This window comes from Pseudomonas emilianonis, assembly GCF_023072625.1.
GTDB lineage: Bacteria > Pseudomonadota > Gammaproteobacteria > Pseudomonadales > Pseudomonadaceae > Aquipseudomonas > Aquipseudomonas paraveronii.
The window spans coordinates 1-2,617 of the sequence record NZ_JAKNRV010000532.1 but is presented as its reverse complement, the minus strand read 5'-3'; the positions used below and the strand labels follow the sequence as shown (position 1 = coordinate 2,617).

Annotated in this window: 3 protein-coding genes; all 3 read right to left on the bottom strand. The window is 59.9% G+C overall.

Going from position 1 to position 2,617, the window contains the following annotated elements:
• Positions 1 to 1,066, bottom strand: a 1,066-nt coding sequence (locus tag L9Z73_RS28900) for a type I secretion system permease/ATPase (protein WP_247408243.1), incomplete at its 3' end; no start/stop codon positions are given.
• Positions 1,067 to 1,170: 104 nt separating this feature from the next.
• Entirely contained in the window at positions 1,171 to 1,539 is a 369-nt protein-coding gene (locus L9Z73_RS28895) for a protease inhibitor Inh/omp19 family protein (protein WP_247408241.1), read from the bottom strand.
• Positions 1,540 to 1,588: 49 nt separating this feature from the next.
• A partial coding sequence (locus tag L9Z73_RS28890; RefSeq protein WP_282598794.1) for an rRNA maturation RNAse YbeY occupies positions 1,589 to 2,617 on the bottom strand: 1,029 nt, incomplete at its 5' end.

Genomic DNA, 2,617 nt, shown 5'->3' with positions numbered 1-2,617 from the left:
CGCCCAGGCTGAAACTGACCTGATGCAGCGTCGCCAGGCGTCGCCCCGGCGGGCCAGCGCTGACCTGCTCGAAACCCACCTGGCCCTTGGGCGCGGGCAATGCCATCTGCGCGACTTCCGGGGGGAACTCGCGCAGTAACTCGTCAAGCCGCTGATAGGCCAGCTTGGCCGAACTCCACTGCTTCCACACCGCAATCAACTGGTCGATCGGGCTGAGCACCCGGCCCATCAGGATGGAACCGGCGATCATCATCCCGGCGGTCATCTCGCCTTTGATCACCAAAAACGCGCCTAGGCCGAGCACCAACGATTGCAGGCACAGGCGCAGGGATTTGCTCAGAGAGGTGATCACCGAACCGGTGTCGCTGGCCGTGTTCTGCAAACCCAAAAACTCTGAATGCACGGCGAACCAGCGCTTGCGCAGTGCGCCGAGCATGCCCATGGCCTGGATGGTTTCGGCGTTGTGCAAATGGCTGGTGGCCAGTTGGCTGGATTGCTGGGAGTAACCGCCGGCCTCACCCAGGGGCTTCTTGGTCAGGTATTCATTCAGGCAGGCCAGGCCGATCAGCAACAAGGCCCCCGCCGTGGCCAGCACGCCGAGCCACACGTTGAACAGGAAAATCACCAACAGATAGATCGGAAACCACGGCGCATCGAAAAACGCGAACAGCGCCGGTCCGGTGATGAACTGGCGGATGTGGGTCAAATCAGCGAGGGATTGCCCGGCATGCCCCTGGCCGCGCTGCAGATTGCGTTCGAAGGCGGCTTTATATACGCGCAAGTTGAAGCGTCGCTCCAACTGGCTACCGATGCGGATCACGATAAAACTGCGGATGACTTCCAGGCAGCCAATAAAGGCGAAGAAGCCTACGACCATCAGTGTCAACATCACCAGTGTGGTTTCATTCTGGGAGGACAACACGCGGTCATACACTTGCAGCATATAAATGGACGGCACCAGCATCAGCAGGTTAATCAATGCCGTGAAACAGCCAACACTGATCAAAATACTTTTATATTCACCCAACGCCTTGAATAACGGCGCGACGACTTGGGGCTTCGCCATAGTGTTTGATCTTCCTTGAACCCAATGACCGGCAATAGTTGCCCCAGCCCCTAAATAAGCGGCGGCCAACTAGCAAACTCGAGTTATAGCGTTATAACTGGAAACTAAGGTATTCGTTGCAATATCACGAGATCGCCGGATGGCGTGCGTGCCTGGTATTCACCGTCGCGCTGGCGATTCAAGTGGGTAATCCCTGAGCCTTCGGCATTCATCAACCAGATCCCGTCCGGTGTCGGCGACCACGTCAGGGGTTTGTCCCCCAGCCACTGCTCAACACATGCCACGTCGCCACCCAAGGCGTTGGCCTGCTCCAGCAAATCCAGGGCACAGACCTGATCCTCTCGGTGCAATTGCCAATGTCCGGCCAACTGGGCGGCGGTGGGTAAAACAAGACTACTAGCCATTGCGTGGGCTCCTGCCGACACGAACAACACCTGTAGGACACAGGCGATCAAATGAGAAAAACGCGGCATGTGTATGCTCCTTCCCGGAAGCGCGGCGCCGAAACGCCGCGCTCGTGCATCAGGCCACGATGTCGCTGACAGCGGCCTGGCCCACGGTGGTGACGAGGAAATCCGCCACGCCGTGCCCGGAGAAGTCCACGGCCAAGGTACCCAGGTTGGTGCCCGAGGCATAGCTCAATACCGCGTCGCCGGCATGCCCGGTGAACGCGTTGACGAAGCTCAGGCCCGCGCCTTGGGTGATGCCGCTCAGGTCGATCTTGTCGGAGCCGCTGGTGAAGTCAAAGATCTTGTCCGCCGCCCCTGGCTTGGAATCGGAACTGGCACCGAACACAAAGGTGTCGTTACCGGCGCCGCCCCACAGTTGGTCCGCCCCGCCAGCGCCATAGATGAGGTCGTTGCCGGCCCCGCCCTTGATCAGGTTGGCGGCATTGTTGCCGATGATCAGATCGCTGCCCGCACCGCCGAAGGCGTTCTCCACGGTGACGCCCTTGGCGATGGACACATTGCCCACCAGGCCGCCTACGTCGGAGAACGAGGTCTCATTGAGGTTGATCTTCTGGTTTTGGGTGAAACCGGAGAAGTCCAGGGTGTCATTGCCACCGCCGTCCCAGACCGAAAACACCAGCTTGTCGGCGTTGGAAGTAGCGCTGAGGAAATCACGCCCGGTGTTGGAGTTGAAACCGTAGGTGGTGTCACCGGCGCGGGTGGCGTAGTTGGCGCCGTAGAGCTTCTGGATCGCCGCGATATCGTCAATCAATGGCCCGGAGGCATAGGCTTCGACCCCGCCCTTGCTGAAGTTCTGGTTGGTGTTGCTCTCACTCCAATAACTCATGAGGCTGTAGCCGCGCGTGTCCTGTCCATAGGTCGCGTCGTTGTAGGTCGGGTTGCCATTCCCGGCGTTGTAGTCGCCAGGGTGAGCCAGGCCCAGGGTATGGCCGATTTCGTGGGTCAGGGTCTGCCGGCCGTAGTTGTTCAGCTCGTCGGGTACGTCGGCGGGAAACGACAGCACGTTGGTCGCGTAATCCTTCTGGCGCCAGGTGTGGTTCAGTTCGCGGCCTTCGGGTTCGTCCACCAGGCGGATGGTCAG